The organism is Promicromonospora sp. NPDC110617 (genome assembly GCF_055598465.1).
This window is the reverse complement of record NZ_JBVKBM010000004.1, coordinates 232,949-246,303: the sequence shown is the minus strand read 5'-3', so window position 1 is coordinate 246,303 and position 13,355 is coordinate 232,949. Positions and strand designations below refer to the sequence as shown.

Genomic DNA, 13,355 nt, shown 5'->3' with positions numbered 1-13,355 from the left:
ACGGATCGGTGCCTTCTCAGTGGTTCTCATCCGCCAGACGACGTGTAGATCGTGCTCTCTGCCGGGTCGACCGGAGCCTGCGCAGCCGCTTGACCAGCATCGGGTCGTGCTCCAGGGCCGCCGGGGAGTCGATGAGCGTATTGAGAACCTGGTAGTAACGCGTGGCCGTCAGGCCGAACAGCTCACGCGCCGCCTCCTCCTTGGCGCCGGCGTACTTCCACCACTGGCGCTCGAACGCGAGGATCTCGCGGTCCCGGTCGGAGAGCCCCTTCTCCGCGCCCGCGACGACGGGGGCCTCGACATGGGCGACCAGCGTCTCGCCGGTCCCCCCGAGGGTCGGAGGAACTGTCCTGTCGTTCACCTGAGTCCTTTTCACGTTGTCTGCACGCCGGCCGTCCGCCGGCGCCAAGGGCGGCCCGCGATCGCTACGGCAGGCGCCAGTCGACCGGCTGGGCGCCCTGCTGCTCCAGGAGCGCGTTGGCCCGCGAGAACGGCTTGGACCCGAAGAAGCCGCTGCGCGCCGACAGCGGCGACGGGTGCGCGCTCTCGACCACCGGGACGTCGCCCAGCCACGCCTTGAGGTTGCGCGCCTTCGCGCCCCACAGGATCGCCACGAGGGGCCCGCCACGGGCCACCAGCGCCCGGATGGCGGCCTCGGTGACCTCCTCCCAGCCCTTGCCCGCGTGCGAGTCCGAGGAGCCGGGGCGGCAGGTCAGCGTCCTGTTCAGCAGCATGACGCCCTGGTCGGCCCACGGCCGGAGGTCACCGTTCGACGGGAGCGGCAGGCCGAGGTCCTCCTGCAGCTCCTTGTAGATGTTGACCAGCGAGCGCGGGACCGGCCGCACGTCCGGCTGCACCGAGAAGGACAGGCCCATGGCGTGCCCCGGCGTCGGGTACGGGTCCTGGCCCACGATCAGCACGCGCACGTCCGCGAGCGGACGCTTGAACGCGGCGAGCACGTTCTCGCCCGCCGGGACGTAGGTGCGCCCCTCGGCGACCTCGTTGCGCAGGAAGTCGCCCATGGCATGGATGCGGGGCTCGACGTCGGCCAGCGCCTCGGCCCAGTCCGGCGCTATGACCTGCGACAACGGGGGCCGGCCAGCGGCAGCGGCGGCGTCGGCAGGGGGTGTCGGGTTCACGGTGGTCTCCACGCTCAGGAGGTTACCGGCACCCTCTGACACCGACCCCCTGTGCTGCCCGACACACCCCCTTGTGACGACTCTTCACGGCGTAAGCGCGACAATGAGCATCGTGAGCGCGACGACGACCCCAGAACCGGAAGGCCCCTCCACGACCCCCACCGCGACCGCCCCCGTCCGCTGGACGCGGTACATCGCCATGGGCGACTCCTTCTCGGAGGGCCTGTGGGATCCCTATCCTGACGCCCCGGACGTGCAGCGCGGCTGGGCGGACAATCTCGCCGCCGCGCTCTCCGCCCGGCGCATCGCGGCCGGCGAGGCACCGCTGGAGTACGCGAACCTCGCGATCCGGGGCCGCAAGCTCCGACCGATCGTCGCCGAACAGCTCGGGGCGACGCTCGACGCCAAGCCGGACCTCGTCTCCCTGGTCGCGGGCGGCAACGACATCCTGCGCGCCACGGCCGACGTCGACGCGATCTCGGCCGCGCTGGAGGATGCCGTCGCCACGCTCCGCGGGACCGGCGCCGACGTGCTGATGGGCACCGGCTTCAAGGCAGGGGCCGCCCTGAGCTGGACCAACGGCCGCGTGGGTATCTTCAACGCGAACGTCTGGTCCATCGCCCGCCGCCACGGCGCGCACGTCGTGGACCTGTGGGGCATGCGCTCCTTGGCCGACCTGCGGGTCTGGTCCTCCGACCGCATCCACCTCACCCCCGAGGGGCACCAGCGGGTGGCGAACGCCGCGCTGGTCGCGCTCGGCCTCGAGCCGGACGACACCGCCTACGACGTGCCGCTCGACGCCGCCCCGCCCGCGGCCTTCCGCGAGACGGCACGCGCCAACGCCGCCTGGATGCGCCAGCACGTGGGCCCGTGGGTCAAGCGGCGGCTGACCGGCACCTCCAGCGGCGACGGACGCACCGCGAAGTGGCCGACGCCGGGAGCCTGGCCGCGCGCATAGTTCACCCACTCGGCCCTACACTTGCGAGGGTGAATCTCAGAGGCTCCCCGGTGCTCGCACCAGGGAGCCTCTGCCGTCTCCGCAACCCAGTCCTGGCCGCGTAACTTAACCTTCTAGATGGTACATTTACAACCATGACGATGAGCCCTCCGCGCAGTGCGGGCACGTCCCAGCTCAGCACCGGACGGCGCTGGACCCTCCTGGTCACCGTGGGCACCGGTCTGCTGCTGATCACGCTGGACAACTCGATCCTGTACACGGCGCTGCCGACCCTCACGCGCGAGCTCGACGCGAGCTGGAGCGAGAGCCTGTGGATCATCAACGCCTATCCCCTGGTGATGACCGGGCTCCTGCTCGGCTCGGGCACGCTGGGCGACCGGTTCGGGCACCGGCGGATGTTCGTGTCCGGCCTCGTGGTGTTCGGGTTCGCCTCCTTCCTGGCCGCGACCGCGCCCACGCCCGAGGTGCTGATCGCCGCGCGCGGGCTGCTCGCGGTCGGCGCCGCCGCGATGATGCCGGCCACGCTCGCCCTGATCCGGGTGGCCTTCGTCAACGAGCGCGAGCGCAACATCGCCATCAGCGTGTGGGGCAGCCTGTCCGTCGTCGGGGGTGCCCTGGGGCCGATCGTCGGCGGCGCGCTGCTGGAGCACTTCGCCTGGGGCTCGATCTTCCTGATCAACGTGCCGGTGGTCCTGCTGGCCGTCATCGTCGGGCTCGCCGTCGCGCCGGAGGACGACCCGCACCCCGCGACCCGGTGGGACTTCGTCTCGTCCGTCCAGGCCCTCGTCACGCTGGTCGGGCTCGTGGTCCTGATCAAGGAGGTCGCCCGCGCCGACCGGTCCGGGACCGTCGTCCTCGGCGCGGCCGCCGTGACCGTCGTGGGCTGGTGGGTCTTCGTCCGCCGGCAGCGGCGGCTGCCGTTCCCGCTGCTCGACCTGGCGATCTTCCGCAACGCCGCCTTCTCGTCCGGGGTGCTGGCGGCGGCGATCGCGATGTTCGCCATGGGTGGCCTGCAGCTCGCCACGACGCAGCGGTTCCAGCTCGTGGCCGGGTTCACCCCGCTGGAGTCCGGGCTCCTGGTGGCCGCGATCGCGCTCGGCTCGCTGCCGTCCTCGCTCCTGGCCGGGGCGTTCCTCCACGTGGTGGGCCTGCGGGTGCTGATCGGCGGCGGCCTGGCCGTGGGCGCCGTCGGCGTGGCAGGGACGCTGTACGGCGTGCAGCACGGGACCGAGTGGCTGCTGCTCGCGGGTCTGCTCGTGACGGGCCTCGGGCTGGGGGCGGCGATGTCGGTGGCCTCCACGGCGATCATCGGGAACGTGCCGGCCCGCCGCGCCGGCATGGCGTCCTCCGTGGAGGAGGTCTCCTACGAGTTCGGCAGCCTGGCCGCCGTGGCGCTGCTCGGCTCGCTGCTGACCACCATCTACACCACGACGGTCCGCCTGCCCGTCGACGCCCCCGTCGAGGCGGGCCGGTCCATGTCCGACGCCCTGACCGCCCCGGGCACCGGTCCCGAGGTGCTCGCCGCCGCGGGGCAGGCCTTCGGGAACAGCTACTTCGTGGTCATGGTGGTCTGCGCCGCGGTCCTGGCGCTCGGCGCTATCGTCACAACTGTGCTGCTCCGCGCCTACGGGCCGGGATCGGCATCCTCCGCCTACGGTTCGGGTCACTGAACCGCCCCGACCGCGACGCCCCGCAGGAGACCCCGTGCGACCGAGCAACCGCGACCGCATCCTTGAGTCCGCCGTGCGCCTGGTCCAGCGTGAGGGCGTCACGGCCGTGACGTTCGACTCCGTGGCGGCCGAGGCCGAGCTCACGCGCGGTGGGATCATGTACCACTTCCCCTCCCGCGAGGGGTTGCTCGTCGCCATCCACGAGCACCTGGCCGCCCGGTGGGAGGCCACGCTGGAGGCCGACGCCGGCCGCCCGGCCGACCAGCTCACCCCCGACGAGCGGCTGGCCGCCTACATCCGCGTGAGCGCCCAGGCCGCGACCCGGGCGGAGCTGCAGCTCATGCTGGAGGCCGCGACCCGGCCGGAGTGGGCAGGCCCGTGGAGCGTGGTCCTGGAGCGGTGGGCGCCCGTGCCCGACCACGCCGGGTCCGACCCTGCCTCGATGTCCCTGCTGGTGGCCCGCCTCGCCGCCGACGGGCTGTGGATGTTCGAGTCGCTCGCCTACCGGTCGATGCCCGACGCCCAGCGGCGCGCCGTCGCGGAACACCTGGTGCGCGCCGTGGCGGGGGCTCCGGGGGCCTGAGCCCGTCTGGCGGTCCGACCGAACTCATTGTGTCCCGTCCCGGGCGCCCTCGACGCGAGCCAGGAGCTCGTCCAGGAAGCCGCAGGCCTCGGCGACGGCCCGCTCCGGATCCCGCTGCGCGATGGCGTCGGCCAGGTCCTCGTGTCCGATCTCGGGCAGGTGCTCCGCGCCGGGGGTGATGGTGGACGTCGCGGCGACGCTTGCCGTGACGACCTCCGTCAGCCCGAGGTAGAGCTCCGTGAGCAGCCCGTTGTGCCCGGCCCGGACGACCGCCCGGTGGAACTCGGCGTCCGTCCGCGCGAAGTCCTCCCAGCGGCCCTCGGCGCGTTCGCCCGCGCGCCGGGCGAGCAGGGCGCGCAGCTCGGCGACGTCGTCCTCCGTACGCTCCGTGGCGGCGAGCCGGGCGCCCTCGACCTCGAGGGTGCGGCGGACCTGGAGCACCTCCCGGAGCTCGGAACCGGCCAGCCGGCGGATCGCGCCGGAGACCTCGCTCGTGGCGCGCACGTATGTGCCGTCACCCTGGCGGACCTCCAGCAGGCCGGTGTGCGCGAGCGCCCGCACCGCCTCCCGGACGGTGTTACGGCCGACGCCGAGCTGCTCGCCGAGCTCCGGTTCGGTCGGGATGCGCTCGCCCACGGACCACTCGCCCTGCCGGACCGCGGTACGCAGCTGCTCGATGACCTGGTCGACGAGACCGGCCCGGCGGGTGGTGGCCAACGGCACAGCGGATTCCTTTCATCCAATCATCCTACGTATGCCAGAGTAGCGGTCATGCGTGTCGACCACCATGAACCCGGCCTGGAACCCGAGCTGAACGGCGCCGTGGAGACCCGGACGCCGGGTGTGGTCGCCGCCGGCGTGCTGCTCGCGATCGCCGTGGTGCTCGTCGCCCTCAACCTGCGTCCGGCCATCACCGGCGTCGGCCCGATGCTCGAGGAGATGCGCCTCGACCTGGGTGTCTCCGCGGTCTGGGCGGGCGTGCTCACGACGCTGCCGACGCTGTGCTTCGCCGGCGCGGGCCTCGTCGCGCCCCTGCTGGCCCGCCGGGCCGGGATCGGCGCCGCCATCGCGATCGCCCTGACCACGCTCGCCGCCGGGCTCGTGCTGCGCGTGCTCGACGGCCCGGCCGTGGTACTCGGCGGCACGCTGGTCGCCACCGCCGGGATCGCCCTGGTCAATGTGCTGATCCCGGTCGTCATCAAGGACTCCTTCCCGGCGCGCATCGGCGTCATGACCGGCGTCTACACCGCGGCCCTGCAGGGCGGCGGCGCCCTCGGGTCGGCGGTGACGCCGCAGCTCGGCGACGCGTTCGGCGGCTGGCGCCCGGCGCTGGGCGCCTGGACGGTACTGGCCGTCGTCGCGCTGCTGGTGTGGCTCCTCGCGGCCCGGGGCACCGGCCGGACGCCGCGGCACGCCGGGGCCGCCGATGGCGGCCGCTCGCAGCTGCGCAACCGCCTGGCCTGGATCGTCACCGGCTTCTTCGGCCCCCAGGCCTTCTACGCCTACGCCGCCATGGGCTGGTTCCCGCAGGTCCTGATGGACGCCGGCGTGCCACGCACCGAGGCCGGGCTGCTGATGGGCCTCGTGTCGGTGGTCGCGGTGCCGATCAGCCTGTTCGTCGCCCCGCTGGCCGCGCGCGGGCGCGGGCAGAGCGGGTGGATCATCACGCTCAGCGTCCTCGGCGTCGCCGGGACGGCCGGGCTGATGCTGGCCCCAGCCTGGTCGCCCCTGCTGTGGAGCCTGCTGGCCGGCCTCGGGATGAGCGTGTTCTCCCTCGCCCTGACCGTCATCGCGCTGCGCGCGCGGACCGGCGCCGACACCGCCCGGCTGTCCGGGATGGCGCAGGGCTTCGGGTACCTCTTCGCCGCGCTCGGGCCGTTCCTGTTCGGGCTGCTGCACGACGTCACGGGCGGCTGGGCCATCCCGCTGGCGATGCTCCTGGCGGTGCTGCTGGCCCAGATGGTCTTCGGCGCGCTCGCCGGCCGCCACCGGTTCGTCTGAACCGCGCAAAGGGGCCCGGGATCCTTGGGATCCCGGGCCTCTGGAGCCGCCTGTCGGGTTCGAACCGACGACCTTCCGCTTACAAGGCGGGAGCTCTACCAGCTGAGCTAAGGCGGCGGGCGGGGAACAGCCTAACGGTTCCTCGCGCCGGAGTCCGAGTCGAATCCGCGCGCGTCGCAGGGACACCGCGGGCGCACAGAGCGGCGGGGCCCCGGACCGCAGTCCGGGACCCCGCCGTCGACGTGCCGGGTACTACTCGGACGGCTCCGCGGAGGGCTCCTCGGAGCCGGCGGCCTCGCCCGTGATCGCCTGGGTCAGCGCGCCGGGGGTCTGCCAGTCCTCGAACCGCTCGCCGTCGATCACGACGGTCGGCGTACCGAAACCGCCCTGGGCGTTGGCCAGGGCCTCGTCGTTGGTCGCGATCTCCGTCGAAGCCTCGACCCACTCCCGGTAGGTGTCCGTCGCGTCGCCGTCGGTGATGCCCGCGGCGACGTCGGCCGGCACGCCCGCCTGCTCGGCGACCTGCGCGATCTGCTCGTCGGACAGACCCGCGGTGTTCTCCTGCGGCTGGCTCGCGAACATCGCGTCGTGGAACGCGGCGAACTGCTCGGGGGCGCGGTCGGCGACCCAGGCCGCGGCCGACGCCGCACGCGTCGAGTACTCGGTGCCCTGGGAGGTGCGGTCCAGGATCGAGACCGGGTGCACCACGAACGTGACGTCACCGGCCTCGCGCATCTCGGTGATGCTCGCGCTGTTGGTCTGCTCGAACTGGCCGCAGATGGGGCACATGTAGTCGACGTACACGTCGAGCGTCTTGGCCCCCTCGTTCGAGGTGCCCGCGGCGCCGTCGGCCCCCACGGGGATGCCGGTCTCCTGCACCACGCCGGCCGGGATGTCCTCGACCTTCTCCATGGTCGACTTCTGCGACTCCATGAAGATCAGGACGACCGCCACGACCAGGACGACGACTCCGAGTCCGAGGAGTCCGAGCACGATCAGGCGGCTGCGCTTCTCGCGGGCCTGCTGCTTCTTCTGGAGAGCAAGGGCCTCGGCACGGGCCGCGTCGCGGCGCTGTGCCTTGGTCTGATTCGTCGACATCGGGGTCCTTCGAGATGCGGGCCAATGGGGCGAGGCGCGACACGCGCCTGCAGTGAGCCTACTAGGGTTCGCTGGGAGACTGCTGAACGTTTCTGTACGATCCGGACACCCGGCCCGGCGGTCACCAGGTCACGGCGGGCCGGTCGCCCAGCGGCCACCAGATCACGTCCACCGGGCTGCCGAACAGCGGCAGCGCGGCGAGCAGCGCGAGCGCCAGCACGACCAGGGTGACCAGCGTCTTCGAACCCTTGGTCGGGGCGATCCGGCGCAGCAGGGGCCCGGCCCCGACCCGGGTCCCGTACGACGCCGGCCCCCACCACGTCACGACGACGGTGACCAGCATCCCGACGGCCAGCACCAGGCTGTCGACGATCGGCTGGTTCACCCCGCCCACGGACCGGGCCTCGACGGTCGGGATGGGGGCGATGATCACGTTGCCGGGCGCGAAGACCATCAGTCCCAGCAGCACCACGATCACCCCGGCGCAGATCCCGACGGCCACGGCGGGCAGGACGCCGAACACGGCCCGCACGAGATGCCAGGGGGACACGAGGGTCGCCACCAGCGCGTCGCTGCGGCTCGGCCCGCGCCGTGCGCGGCGGCTGCGGAACTCGTCGACGGCGATGCCGGCCAGGCGGGTCACGACGAGCAGGGCCACGAGCACGGCGACGGCCGCGCCCGGCCGGGTCGCGGCGAGCGTCATGAGGGCGAGGGTGAGCGTCAGGAACAGCGTGCGATAGCCGGTGACGCGCGCGGGGTTCACCGGCTCCGGCAGGAGGGCGGTCCCGCCCGACGGCGCACCCGGCCCCGGCGAGCCCAGCGCCCGGCCCGTGACCGACCGGCCCTTGGCCCGGCCCGCGTTCTGCGCCAGGTCGCTGACGCCGCCCACGGGGTCGGGGTTGCGCGCGGCCGCGGCGGCTCCGGCCGCCGCCCCGACCCCGGCGCCGCCGGCCGCCGCGGAGACGGGCCGCCGCCGGGGCAGCAGGCCCTTCGGCATGACTCGCGTCGAGCCGGCGTCGACCGCGGCCACGGTGGTCCCGTCGCCGGAGGGGTCGAGCACCGTCGTCTCCGGGCCGCCCTCCCCCGTCGTGGCGGCGACGAAGGCGTCCGACTCGGCCTTGAGCGCCCGCGCGACCTCGTTCGGCCCCCAGCGTTCGGCGGGCACGGCCCGCAGCGCCGCCGCGAGCGCCCGGCCGGCGCGCGGCTGCAGCCCGTCGAGGTCCGCCTGGCCCTGCCGTGAGCGGCGCAGGACGAGCTCGGTGGGCCGCACGCCGAACGGCGCGCGGCCGGTGCCGGCGAACGCGAGGACGGCGGCCCAGGACCACCAGTCGGTGTCGGGGCCGGGCTCCGCGCCGTCGAGCAGCTCGGGCGCGAGGTACCCGGGGGTACCCATGACGAACCCGGTCCGGGTCGCCCGCACGTCGCCCGGGCCCTGCGCGAGCCCGAAGTCGATCAGGACCGGCCCGGTGCGCGCGATGAGCACGTTGGACGGCGTCAGGTCCCGGTGCACCACACCGGTGCCGTGGACGGCCTCGAGGGCGTCCGCGAGCTGGTCGGCGAGCTCGAAGAGGTCCCGGGAGTCCAGGGGCCCGCGCGCGTCGATCTCCTCCTCGAGCGTGGGGCCCTCGACGAGCTCGGTGACGATGAAGGCGTCGGGCCCCTCGAGCTCGGCGTCCAGCACCCGGGCCACGGCGGGGTGCCGCAGGCCCTGCAGCGCGGTGGCCTCGCGGCGCAGCCGCTCGCGGGCCGCCCGGTCGTCGAGGTGGCGGTGGAGCATCTTCAGCGCCACGGCGTTCCCGCCGTCGTCCTGCGCGCGGTAGACGGCGCCCATCGCGCCCGACCCGATCTCGCGCACGACCGTGTACCCGCCGAGCTTCGTACCGGCAGCGGGGCCGGCGCCGTGCGGGGGCGCGATCGAGGCCTCCACCTCCTCCATGAGGCACACCGTAGCCGTCACCGACAGCGGACGCCCGCCAACATCCAGCCCCTGACCAGCACCGCGACGGGCCGACGTTCGAGTGAAGCCGGACATCGTTACCCTGAGCAGGGAAGAGACCTCGTTACTCTTGACGCAGCAGAGCGAGAATCATCCACACATAAGGAGCAGTACATTGCCGGGTAAAGACGGGTACGATCTGGTCGTCGTCGCGAACCGGCTCCCGGTCGACTTCTCGGTCGGCGCCAACGGTGACCTCACCTGGCAGAGGTCACCGGGCGGCCTGGTCACAGCACTCGAACCGGTCATGCAGGGCGCTGACGGCGCCTGGGTCGGTTGGTCCGGCGCCCCCGACCTCGCGCACGAGCCCTTCGAGGCGGACGGCATGCTGCTGGTGCCGGTCACGCTCAGCGCCACCGAGATCGAGCGCTACTACGAGGGCTTCTCGAACGCGACCCTGTGGCCGCTCTACCACGACGTCATCGCGCCCCCGGACTACCACCGCCAGTGGTGGGACGCCTATCGCCGGGTCAACCAGCGCTTCGCCGACGCCGCCGCCGAGCAGGCCGCGGAGGGCGCCGTCGTCTGGGTGCACGACTACCAGCTCCAGCTCGTCCCCCGCATGCTGCGCGACCTGCGGCCGGACCTGCGGATCGGGTTCTTCGACCACATCCCGTTCCCGCCGGTCGAGCTGTTCGCGCAGCTCCCGTGGCGACGGCAGATCATCGACGGCCTCCTCGGCGCGGACCTCGTGGGCTTCCAGCGCAACGGCGACGCCGCGAACTTCGTGCGCTCGGCACGGCGGCTGACCGGGTTCACCACGCGCGGTCCGGTCATCACCATCCCGGACGCCGACGGGCGCCCCGGCCGGCACGTGCGCGCGTCGTCGTTCCCCATCTCGATCGACTCCCACCGGTTCGACACGCTCGCGCGCACCCCCGAGGTCCAGGCCCGCGCCAAGGAGATCAAGGCGGACCTGGGCAACCCGGACACGCTGATGCTCGGCGTCGACCGCCTCGACTACACCAAGGGCATCCGGCACCGCATCAAGGCGTACGGCGAGCTGCTCGACGACGGCCGCCTCGACGTGGAGCACGCCACGCTCGTGCAGGTCGCCAGCCCCAGCCGCGAGAACGTGGGCGCCTACCAGGAGCTCCGCGAGCACGTCGAGGTCCTGGTGGGCCGGATCAACGGCGAGTACGGCGAGCTGGGCCACTCGGCGATCCACTACCTGCACCACTCCTACCCGCCGGAGGAGATGGCGGCCCTCTACCTCGCGGCCGACGTGCTGCTGGTGACCTCGCTGCGCGACGGCATGAACCTGGTGGCCAAGGAGTACATCGCCGCCCGCTCCGACGAGCGCGGCGCCCTGGTGCTGAGCGAGTTCACGGGCGCGGCCGACGAGCTCTCCCCCGGCCCCCTGCTGGTCAACCCGCACGACATCGACGGCATGAAGGACATCATCGTGGCCGCCGCGACCATGGACCCGAGGGAGCAGCGCCGCCGTATGCGACGCCTGCGCCGCAAGGTCCTGGCCGACGACGTGGCCAAGTGGTCGGAGACCTTCCTCGGTGTGCTCACCGCGGTGCCGCCGCGGCCGCTCAGCGTGGACCCGCGCTCCACGGAACCCCGGCACCAGAACCTCCGGGACGCGCTGACGGCGTTCACCACCGTGCCCGACGGCATCCCCGCCAAGGGCCGGCTCGCGCGCATGGGCAACGGGAACGGCCGCCGCAAGAAGCCGACGACGGGCTGGCTGCTCGCGTCCGACTTCGACGGGACGCTGGCGCCGCTCGTGGACGACCCCAAGTCGTCGACCATGACGCGCGCGGCGCGGACCGCGGTCGAGCAGCTGCACGCGCTCGCGCAAGAGGCACCGGTGCGCCTCGCGTTCGTCTCCGGCCGCGACCTGTCCGACCTCGCCGAGCGCACCGTCGCCCCCGACGGCACGTTCCTCGTGGGCAGCCACGGCGCGGAGGCGGGCCGGGCCACCGCCACCGGCGTCGACCAGGTGCCCTTCCACCTGACCACCGTCCAGTCCGGCCAGCTCGACGCGCTCGTCGCGGGCTTCGAGTCCGCGGTGTCCGGCCGCGAGGGGGCGTGGGTGCAGGTCAAGCCCGCTGCCGCCGTCGTGCACACGCGCCTGGCGAGCGTGGACGACGCCGCCGCCATCACGGTGGCCGCCGACGAGGTCGCGGCCAACCTGGGTCTGCCCGTGATGCACGGCAAGGACGTGGTCGAGGTGTCGGTGGTGACCACCAGCAAGGGCGAGGCGCTGCGCCGGCTGCGCGGCACCGTGGCGGCCGAGCTCGGTGTCGAGAAGGTGCGCGTCCTGTACGCGGGCGACGACACCACCGACGAGCAGGCCTTCGGCGCGCTCGAGGCCGGCGACCTGTCGATCAAGGTGGGCACCGGCGACACGCTCGCCTCCCACCGCGTGCCCGACCCGGACGCGCTCGCCGCCGTCCTGGCCGGCCTCGCCCGGACGCTGCGCGAGGAGGACTGACCCGTACGTGACCCGGTCGATACCGCGGCCTTGACCAACCGGGGTACGATCGCGCTGCAACAGTGTCACCGCCGACACGCGAGTGGAAGCAACGGCACCCGACCACAACGGATCGTCCGGCACGTACCTGCCGGTGGAGGGATGTTTTCTCATGGCTACGGTCACCTTTGACCACGCGACGCGCGTCTACCCGGGCACGGAGCGCCCGGCCGTCGACCAGCTGAACCTGGAGATCGAGGACGGCGAGTTCCTCGTCCTCGTCGGCCCGTCCGGCTGCGGCAAGTCCACCTCGCTGCGCATGCTCGCGGGTCTCGAGGACGTCAACGGCGGGCACATCTTCATCGGTGACCGCGACGTCACCGACGTGCAGCCCAAGGACCGCGACATCGCGATGGTCTTCCAGAACTACGCGCTCTACCCGCACATGTCGGTGGCGGACAACATGGGCTTCGCCCTGAAGATCGCCGGCACCCCGAAGGCGGAGATCCGCCAGCGGGTCGAGGAGGCCGCGAAGATCCTCGACCTCACCGAGTACCTCGACCGCAAGCCGAAGGCCCTCTCGGGTGGCCAGCGTCAGCGCGTCGCCATGGGCCGCGCCATCGTGCGCCAGCCCCAGGTGTTCCTCATGGACGAGCCGCTGTCGAACCTCGACGCCAAGCTCCGCGTCCAGACCCGCACCCAGATCGCGTCGCTGCAGCGCCGCCTGGGCGTCACCACCGTCTACGTCACCCACGACCAGACCGAGGCCCTGACCATGGGCGACCGCATCGCGGTCCTCAACGGCGGCATCCTGCAGCAGGTCGGCACCCCGCGCGAGATGTACGACCGCCCCAGCAACGTCTTCGTCGCCGGCTTCATCGGCTCGCCCGCCATGAACATCGGCACGTTCGACGTCAAGGAAGGCAACGTCAAGGTCGGCTCGGCCAGCGTGCCGCTGGACCGCTCCATCGCGAGCAACCTGGCCGAGGCCGACGGCGGCAAGGTCACCCTGGGCTTCCGCCCCGAGGCCCTCGACGTCGTCCCGTCCGGCACCTCCGGCTCGTTCGAGGTCGAGGTCAACCTGGTCGAGGAGCTCGGCTCCGACGCCTTCGTCTACGGCTCCCTCAAGGGCGACGCCGCCGACGTCGACCTCTCCGCCGGCGACACCAACCAGGTCATCGTCCGCATCGACCCGCGCGGCGTGCCGGACAAGGGCGACGTCATCTCCGTCGCCATCCAGGCCGGCCACTCGCACGTGTTCTCCGCGACCACGGGTGAGCGCCTCGGCTGAGCCAGAGCGTGACCTCGGGCCCGGTCGCCGGGCCCGACCCCTCGGCTCGCCGAGGGAACGGTGACATCCTCGGGGTGTGTTGCTCGGGGTAGACAATGTCTACTCCGAGCAACACACCCCGCAGGCCTTTCATGACTCCGCCCCGGTGGATTCCCCGCCCTGCCCGGCCCACCAGCCGGCTCAGCGCAGAATGG

General features: G+C 72.9%; 11 protein-coding genes and 1 tRNA gene. 6 read left to right on the top strand and 6 right to left on the bottom strand.

Features of this window, described 5'->3' with window-relative positions; translation table 11 throughout:
• Positions 1–16: 16 nt before the first annotated feature.
• Together ACZ7LE_RS22920 and ACZ7LE_RS22915 are read right to left on the bottom strand one after the other, a co-directional pair.
• A complete protein-coding gene (locus ACZ7LE_RS22920) occupies positions 17–313 on the bottom strand; it encodes a DUF3263 domain-containing protein (protein WP_470405728.1) in 297 nt (98 codons plus the stop codon).
• A gap of 112 nt (positions 314–425) precedes the next feature.
• Positions 426–1,088, bottom strand: coding sequence for a uracil-DNA glycosylase (locus ACZ7LE_RS22915; protein WP_470405727.1), 663 nt, complete (start codon positions 1,086–1,088; stop codon positions 426–428).
• Between the two features lie 154 nt (positions 1,089–1,242).
• On the opposite strand from ACZ7LE_RS22915, the gene ACZ7LE_RS22910 reads away from it, so the two are divergent.
• From ACZ7LE_RS22910 to ACZ7LE_RS22900, 3 genes are all read left to right on the top strand, one after another.
• Positions 1,243–2,097, top strand: coding sequence for an SGNH/GDSL hydrolase family protein (locus ACZ7LE_RS22910; protein WP_470405530.1), 855 nt, complete (start codon positions 1,243–1,245; stop codon positions 2,095–2,097).
• Positions 2,098–2,231: 134 nt separating this feature from the next.
• Positions 2,232–3,767, top strand: a complete 1,536-nt coding sequence (locus tag ACZ7LE_RS22905) for an MFS transporter (protein ID WP_470405529.1) — start codon at positions 2,232–2,234, stop codon at positions 3,765–3,767.
• A 34-nt stretch (positions 3,768–3,801) separates the two neighbouring features.
• A complete protein-coding gene (locus ACZ7LE_RS22900) occupies positions 3,802–4,350 on the top strand; it encodes a TetR/AcrR family transcriptional regulator (protein WP_470405528.1) in 549 nt (182 codons plus the stop codon).
• A 24-nt stretch (positions 4,351–4,374) separates the two neighbouring features.
• Here ACZ7LE_RS22900 and ACZ7LE_RS22895 read toward each other — a convergent pair whose 3' ends face one another.
• The gene (locus tag ACZ7LE_RS22895; RefSeq protein ID WP_470405527.1) at positions 4,375–5,073 is read right to left on the bottom strand and encodes a FadR/GntR family transcriptional regulator; all 699 of its coding nucleotides are present in this window, start codon (positions 5,071–5,073) and stop codon (positions 4,375–4,377) included.
• A 48-nt stretch (positions 5,074–5,121) separates the two neighbouring features.
• On the opposite strand from ACZ7LE_RS22895, the gene ACZ7LE_RS22890 reads away from it, so the two are divergent.
• The gene (locus ACZ7LE_RS22890) at positions 5,122–6,351 is read left to right on the top strand and encodes a CynX/NimT family MFS transporter (RefSeq protein WP_470405526.1); all 1,230 of its coding nucleotides are present in this window, start codon (positions 5,122–5,124) and stop codon (positions 6,349–6,351) included.
• Between the two features lie 41 nt (positions 6,352–6,392).
• On the opposite strand, the gene ACZ7LE_RS22885 is transcribed toward ACZ7LE_RS22890, so the two are convergent.
• From ACZ7LE_RS22885 to ACZ7LE_RS22875, 3 genes are all read right to left on the bottom strand, one after another.
• Positions 6,393–6,468, bottom strand: a tRNA-Thr gene (locus ACZ7LE_RS22885).
• Positions 6,469–6,603: 135 nt separating this feature from the next.
• The gene (locus tag ACZ7LE_RS22880) at positions 6,604–7,449 is read right to left on the bottom strand and encodes a DsbA family protein (RefSeq protein WP_470405525.1); all 846 of its coding nucleotides are present in this window, start codon (positions 7,447–7,449) and stop codon (positions 6,604–6,606) included.
• 121 nt (positions 7,450–7,570) lie between these two features.
• A complete protein-coding gene (locus tag ACZ7LE_RS22875) occupies positions 7,571–9,385 on the bottom strand; it encodes a protein kinase domain-containing protein (RefSeq protein WP_470405524.1) in 1,815 nt (604 codons plus the stop codon).
• Between the two features lie 175 nt (positions 9,386–9,560).
• Between ACZ7LE_RS22875 and otsB the strand changes: the two genes are divergently transcribed.
• Together otsB and ACZ7LE_RS22865 are read left to right on the top strand one after the other, a co-directional pair.
• Positions 9,561–11,891 carry a trehalose-phosphatase gene (gene otsB, locus ACZ7LE_RS22870; protein WP_470405523.1) on the top strand — a complete coding sequence of 777 codons (2,331 nt, stop codon included), beginning with the start codon at positions 9,561–9,563 and terminating at the stop codon, positions 11,889–11,891.
• Positions 11,892–12,042: 151 nt separating this feature from the next.
• Positions 12,043–13,161 carry an ABC transporter ATP-binding protein gene (locus tag ACZ7LE_RS22865; protein ID WP_470405522.1) on the top strand — a complete coding sequence of 373 codons (1,119 nt, stop codon included), beginning with the start codon at positions 12,043–12,045 and terminating at the stop codon, positions 13,159–13,161.
• The last annotated feature ends 194 nt before the right edge of the window (positions 13,162–13,355 follow it).

Bases quoted from the DNA above. Each gene is read 5' to 3' on its own strand.
- ACZ7LE_RS22910 (WP_470405530.1), top strand. From the start codon at position 1,243: ATGAGCATCGTGAGCGCGACGACGACCCCAGAACCGGAAGGCCCCTCC.
- ACZ7LE_RS22905 (WP_470405529.1), top strand. From the start codon at position 2,232: ATGACGATGAGCCCTCCGCGCAGTGCGGGCACGTCCCAGCTCAGCACC.
- ACZ7LE_RS22890 (WP_470405526.1), top strand. From the start codon at position 5,122: ATGCGTGTCGACCACCATGAACCCGGCCTGGAACCCGAGCTGAACGGC.
- ACZ7LE_RS22880 (WP_470405525.1), bottom strand. From the start codon at position 7,449: ATGTCGACGAATCAGACCAAGGCACAGCGCCGCGACGCGGCCCGTGCC.
- ACZ7LE_RS22875 (WP_470405524.1), bottom strand. From the start codon at position 9,385: ATGGAGGAGGTGGAGGCCTCGATCGCGCCCCCGCACGGCGCCGGCCCC.
- ACZ7LE_RS22865 (WP_470405522.1), top strand. From the start codon at position 12,043: ATGGCTACGGTCACCTTTGACCACGCGACGCGCGTCTACCCGGGCACG.